Consider the following 6,535-nt stretch of genomic DNA (forward strand, 5'->3'; position numbering starts at 1 on the left):
TTTTAGAAAAACAGTCAAGATCTTTCGAAAGACTCGCCTCAGCCTTTGCCTAAAGCGATTATTATTACCCTCAATATCCGTAGTATATCGCTTACCTATCTTTTTAACGTTACCATCAAAAGCCGTTAAGAAGCTATCCCAATTATCACAACAAATACAACCAAAACTAATTCCTAATGCCTCAAGTTTAGCTCTCAGTTGTTTAGCTGTCTTTAGATTGCGTTTCCCCCATACAAAAGCCATATCTCACCACTATCTGGATCATAAGCATAAATTAACCAGATTTTGTTTTTCTTATGACCTACATAGGTCCAAAACTCATCAATTTGGAGTTTTTGATAGGCGTTTTGTGTAGGTTTTATTTCACAGTTAGATTTCGCTAAGACATTTAGCACTTTATATTTGCTGACTTTCTCAATAACCATAATATCAGCAATACTACAGCCTCTAACAAGCATTAGACGTATTTTTGCATCAATATGCCTTTGACAGCCTTGGTAAGTTAAATCCATTTTATCAATGAACTGTCGATGACAATCTTTGCATTGGTAATTTTGCTTACCATAGATTTTCCGTCCATTCTTTTTTATACTGAGGCTTAGGCAACTTGGGCAGCTGATTGTAATTTATGTTTTCATAATCCCAAATTATCATCTTTTTCCAAGTTGTCTTTTTTATTTCTTAACCCAGCATACTTTTCAAACCACTACCACATAACTAAATAAAAGTAGATTCATAAAGTTATAGTAAAGTTTATAATGTTATAAACTTTACTATAGGCATTTTATCAATTTATCTTAATTTCTTTCTTATCTTTTTTTTGCCATTGCGTATGAAAACTTCCCTCATTATCTGTTCGACGATAAGTATGAGCACCAAAATAATCTCTTTGTGCCTGAATAAGCGTTGTAGGTAATGTTTTAGTTTGTAGACTATCAATAAAAGCTAAACCTGCACTGAGTACTGGAATTGGTATCCCTGCCTGCATTGCCCAACAATTAACCCTACGCCATGCTGGAAGAGAACGTTGTAATAGAGCTGAAAAATGTCCATCAGCAGCAAGCAAAGGCAAATCAGGCTGTTGACGATAAGCTGTAATAACTTCGGTAAGAAATTCAGCACGAATAATACAACCTTTACGCCAAATAGCCGCTAGCTGTGCTAGATTTATTTGCCAACCATATTCTTTTTCGGCAGACTGAATCTGACTAAATCCTTGACTATAAGCAATTATTTTAGCTCCCATAAGTGCCTGTTCTAAATCTTCTACTAAAGTATATCCTTCTGGATAACTTGGGAGATTCTCACTTTGTTGTTTAAAATGCATTTGAGCAGCTTGACGCATTTCTTCTGCCATGGAAATATTACGCGCAAAAGTCGCCTCAGCTATCATATTGACAGAAACACCAATTTCAAGCGCATTTTGAGTCGTCCAAGCGCCAGTTCCTTTTTGACCTGCTCTATCATCGATATTTTCAACTAATGCTTTTCCAGTATAATCTCTATGCGCTAAGATATCTGCGGTAATATCCATTAAGTAAGATGATAAGACTCCCTGATTCCACTTCTGAAAATATTGAGCAAGCTCTATAGGGGGGCAATTTAATGCACGAAGCATAAGGCTATAAGCCTCTGCAATAAGCTGCATATCAGCATATTCAATACCATTATGTACCATTTTTACATAATGTCCTGCACCATCTGTACCAACGTAAGCAAAACAGGGACGACCATCATCAGCTCGAGCAGCAATAGTTCTTAAATAGGAAGCTGCTTTCCGATAAGCATGCTCTGATCCGCCAAACATTAATGAAGGTCCATGACGAGCGCCATTTTCTCCGCCCGACATTCCGCATCCTGCAAAATGAATTCCCTTTTCTCTTAAAGCAAACTCACGACGTTGAGTATCTTTATAATAGGCATTACCTAAATCTACAATAATATCGTCTTTATTTAAATAAGGACTTAATGCCTCAATAGCTGCATCAGTTGCCTTTCCAGCTGGAACAACTAATAAAATTGTTCTAGGTGGCGTTAACTTATCAACCAAATTTTGCCAACTATCAGCCACAAAAATGCTTCCTGAATTATTATGCTCTGGATGATAACGTGCAGTACTTTCTGCCTTATTACTATCAATATCAAAAACCGTAACGTGGTTACCTTTATCTACTAAGTTATGCGCTAAAGCCGCTCCCATCACTCCACAACCCACTAGACCAATATATTGCGATTGCAAATGAGAAGAAAGACCATAAGCAGCTTCTAATCCTTTATCAAGTTGCTCAGAAGGCGTTAACGCTAAATCAATTTTTATTCCATTTTCTTCATTTTCTAAAGGCTCTAGCGTATCCAGCTGGGATCTTAAAAGTGCTGGTGGCATAAAATGCCCTTTTCTTGTTAGCATTCTTTCTCTATGCAGCGCTTCTGGTCCTGTAATATGAAGAAAATAAATATTCCCAGTTGCTTGAGACAATAGCTCTCGATAGCTTTTTTTCAAAGCTGAACAGGAAATAATACTACTCTTTCCTTGCTTTGCTTGAGCATCCATCCAATCTCTTAATGCAATTAACCAAGGATAGCGGTCATCATCATTAAGCGGAATGCCAGATTGCATTTTTTCAATATTCGCTTGCGGGTGAAAATCGTCAGCTTCTGCATAAGGCAATCCTAACGCGGCGGAGAGATTCTCCGCCAACGTGGTTTTACCGCAGCCACTAACGCCCATAACAACAAGGTGAAAAACGGAATCATTCATAAGCTGCTTTAACCTTTAGGCAAATAAAATATAAAGAATATAAACAAAAGCAAAACCAATAACAGACTCTAAAGTTTGTTGCATTGTCCAAACTTTTAAAGTGGTTTTGACATCCATTCCCATCAAACGCCCAACTAACCAGAAGCCAGAATCATTTACATGAGATGCACACACAGAACCTGCTGCCATTGCTAATACAATACAAGCAATAGCCGTGTCTGAGAATGCTCCACCAGCTACTACCGTACTAATTAAACTTGCAGTGGTTAATAACGCCACAGTCGCCGAACCTTGCGCAATTCGAAGAATAACGGCAATCAAATAAGCTGCAAAAATAACCGGAATACCTAAAGCACTTAATGACTGAGATAAAGCATCTCCAATACCAGAAGCTCGCAAAACGCCACCAAACATTCCACCAGCACCTGTAATTAAAATTACAGAGCAAACAGTCGGTAGAGAAGAATCCATGATTTTTTCTAGGACTGTTTTATCGTGGGTAATTTTTCTACCAAGCGTCAACATTGCTACTAACGTTGCAATTAAAAGCGCAACCGGTGTATTACCAATTAAAATCAGAAATTTAACCCAAACTGCATCTCCTGAAAGATTACCAGATTTCACTAACGCTGATAAACCAGTATTCATAAAAATCAATAAGACTGGTAATAACAATAAAGCAGCAATTACTCCTACAGAAGGAGGATGATTAGGTAATTCATTATCTGAAACGCCAGCAAAAAGATCTGGAGAATTAACATTTACGCGTTTTGAGATAAAACGTGCCCAAACGACACCAGAGAGATAAAAAGTTGGAATAGCAACAATCAATCCTAATACGGTAATAATGCCTAAGTTAGCATTTAAGATTACCCCTGCCCCAACTGCGCCGGGATGAGGTGGTAAAAATACATGCATAACAGAAAAGGCTGCTGCTGTAGGAATACCATATAAAATCACTGGACCATTCAAACGCTTAGCTACCGCAAATACAATCGGTAACATAATAATAAGCCCTGCATCAAAAAAGATAGGAAAACCAACCAATAAAGAGGCAACGCCTAACGCCAGTGGAGCATGCTTTTCACCGAACTTATTAACCATAGAATCCGCTAAAACCTTAGCACCACCTGAAGCCTCTACCAATTTTCCCAACATTGCCCCAATACCAACAAGTAAAGCAACTGAGGCAAGTGTTGAGCCAAATCCACCGGTCAATGTTTTCAAAATATTTTCCATTGGAATACCGGTAGCAAAAGCGGTTAATAAGCTAACAAGAATTAAAGTAAGAAAAGCATGTAACCGAAATACCATTACAGCTATCAGAATAACAAAAATTGCTATAGCAGCAATACTAAGCAATGTACCTGCGCTCATGGTTTGAGACCATTCAAGAGCTGAGTTCATAATATTATCTCCAACTAATTAAGCCGAATAGGGGACTACCGCTTTTCGACAGGTGGATAAGCTGTAATCCCACCAATTAAGTCTAAATATAAATTATCTAGACATAACAATCTGAAAAGCTCAAATTGCATTATTGATATTAACAGAGTATTGACAAAAAAAACATAAACAAATCTACAAATATATTTCTAATTAATTATTTTGATATGATATTTATGAATAGATTATTTATAAAATTATTTTTCACTGAAAGAAACAAAATAAAACATAAAAAAACACTTCTGATACATTACAGAAATAGTAAATCGTCACTTTTTAGGGGCTAATATTTTTCATCTATTTAAGACACTTAGTAAAATTAGTATAAATAAATAGATAGATAGTCTTAGACTGGGAATGATTTTTTACAGTTATATAAGTATTTCTACGCATATAAAGTGCTAGCTATAAAATATATATAAGCTAAGATTAAAGCTCAAAAGATAATTTTTTAACAATAAATATCTTTTTACTTAAATTTCTAGATGCTAATTATAACCAAAGCATAAAGCATTACTGCTTTATTAAACAATTAAGCTATTATTTCTAAATCATTCAAATAAAAAATAAATTGTTTACAAAAAAATATTATATCTATAGAAATAATAAGATTTATAAAATAAAAACACATCATAGAGCAATCCTATGATGTGTAATAATGCTATACAGATGAATAACTTTATACGCTAATTATTAGAGCGTTATTTCTTGTCCTTTTTTCTGAGCGACTGCTAAATCATAAATATGCTTTGCTACAACAATATCTAAAACAGCACTCCCTGTACTTTTGAAAAAAGTAATCTCAGTATCATTTTCACGCAAGGGTTTTTCACCATTAATGGCTTCGCCGAGTTCGCCCGTTACTTTTTCAACACTAAACTTTCCTGCCTTAATAGGCGTTATAAAATCCCCACTTTCATGAAGAACACCATCACGAGTATCTAAATAAATTTTACTTGCCTTTTCTAATACTTCCGCCAGTATCTCTTGCATCTCTGGTGTATAAGAACCTACACCGTTAATATGCGCTCCAGCTTTTAATTTAGAAGCATTGAATACAGGTTGCTTTGATGTAGTGACTGCGGTAATAACATCCGCTTGCTCTACCATTTTATCGGCATCTTCACTGGCGCTAATTTGTACATTATATTTTTCGCCAAATTTAGCTTGCATAGCTTTAGCAAATTCTTGCGCACGTTGATGATCAATATCAAACACAAAAACTTGCTCAATAGGACGAACACAAAGGACTGCCTCTAATTGTCCTTCCGCTTGACCGCCCGTTCCAAATAAAGCAAATACCTTGCTATCTTGACGCGCCAACAAATCCGTTGCCGCACCTGCCACTGCACCAGTACGCATACGCGTCAAATAAGTGCCATCTAATAACGCGCATACTTCTCCCGTGCTACTATCAAGCAAAACCATTGTTGCTGGAACAGCAGTTTTTCCTTTATCTGGATTATTCGGATAAACAGAAACAATTTTTATACCTAATGCCTCTGCATCGGCTGCATAACCTGGCATATACAAACTTTGTCCATTATGTTTTGCAACATTTAAGTTGGCACGTAGTGGAATATCTGCGCCACCAGCAGAATAAATACTTAGCGCATCTTTATCTGCCTGAATAATATCTTTCATTGTCACAATCTCTGCCATTTCAGCAGCACTTAATAGCAATACCTGCATATATTTCTCCTCTAATTGATCTCGTTTAGCGACAAGTATACCGTATGCACTATAAAATTACGGCAATCACTACCCATTTAAGTAGTGGTTTGAAAAGTATGTTCATCAAACCCAACTATAATTAATATAATGGAAGAGTAAGTCAAATACCTTAAAATGATTCACCAGCTTTTTAGAAAAACAGCAAGTCTTTCGAAAGACTCGCCTCATTCTTTGTCTAAAGCGATTATTATTACCTTCAATATCCGTAGCATATCGTTTAGCTATCTTTTTAACGTTACCATCAAAAGCTGTTAAGAACCTATCTCAATTATCACAACAAATACAACTAAAACTTATTCCTAATGTCCCAAGTTTAGCTCTCAGTTTCCTATAGTAAAAGTCCACTAAACAGGTTACACATAGCTGTATGGCATACTCATCAGAGTATCGACAAATGCTATATCTATCATCTCTTGAGTGGCCAGCTCAACATCTCTTAAGCCTTGCCATTGTGGTTTGTCATATTTAATGACCTCCGCTTTGTATAGTTTGTTGACACTCTTTGCCAATGCATTGTCATAGGCATCGCCGGTTCGCCCTACCGATGCCTTTATGCCGGCTTCTTTCAGTCTTTCGCTGTAACCTATAGATAAGTAC

The 6,535-nt window shown here is 36.4% G+C and carries 3 protein-coding genes and 3 pseudogenes; all 6 read right to left on the minus strand.

From position 1 onward, the window contains the following. A pseudogene (locus A5N85_RS11330) lies at positions 1-626 on the minus strand (IS1 family transposase); the annotation flags it as partial. Positions 627-787: 161 nt separating this feature from the next. Next, the gene (gene gndA, locus A5N85_RS11340) at positions 788-2,758 is read right to left on the minus strand and encodes an NADP-dependent phosphogluconate dehydrogenase (RefSeq protein WP_072577325.1); all 1,971 of its coding nucleotides are present in this window, start codon (positions 2,756-2,758) and stop codon (positions 788-790) included. Between the two features lie 15 nt (positions 2,759-2,773). Then, positions 2,774-4,165, minus strand: a complete 1,392-nt coding sequence (locus tag A5N85_RS11345; RefSeq protein WP_072577326.1) for a GntP family permease — start codon at positions 4,163-4,165, stop codon at positions 2,774-2,776. Between the two features lie 732 nt (positions 4,166-4,897). Continuing rightward, positions 4,898-5,896 (minus strand): ornithine cyclodeaminase family protein, encoded by a 999-nt coding sequence (locus A5N85_RS11350; RefSeq protein WP_072577327.1) that lies wholly within the window; start codon positions 5,894-5,896, stop codon positions 4,898-4,900. A gap of 105 nt (positions 5,897-6,001) precedes the next feature. Beyond that, positions 6,002-6,169 (minus strand): annotated as a pseudogene (locus A5N85_RS17795) (IS1 family transposase); the annotation flags it as partial. 170 nt (positions 6,170-6,339) lie between these two features. Continuing rightward, positions 6,340-6,535, minus strand: a pseudogene (locus tag A5N85_RS15230) (IS3 family transposase); the annotation flags it as partial.

The sequence above is a fragment of the Suttonella ornithocola genome, assembly GCF_001889065.1.
GTDB classification, from domain to species: domain Bacteria; phylum Pseudomonadota; class Gammaproteobacteria; order Cardiobacteriales; family Cardiobacteriaceae; genus Suttonella_A; species Suttonella_A ornithocola.

Excerpts from the sequence above, each read along its gene's own strand:
- A5N85_RS11345 (WP_072577326.1), bottom strand. The coding sequence starts at position 4,165 with ATGAACTCAGCTCTTGAATGGTCTCAAACCATGAGCGCAGGTACATTG.
- gndA (WP_072577325.1), bottom strand. The coding sequence starts at position 2,758 with ATGAATGATTCCGTTTTTCACCTTGTTGTTATGGGCGTTAGTGGCTGC.
- A5N85_RS11350 (WP_072577327.1), bottom strand. The coding sequence starts at position 5,896 with ATGCAGGTATTGCTATTAAGTGCTGCTGAAATGGCAGAGATTGTGACA.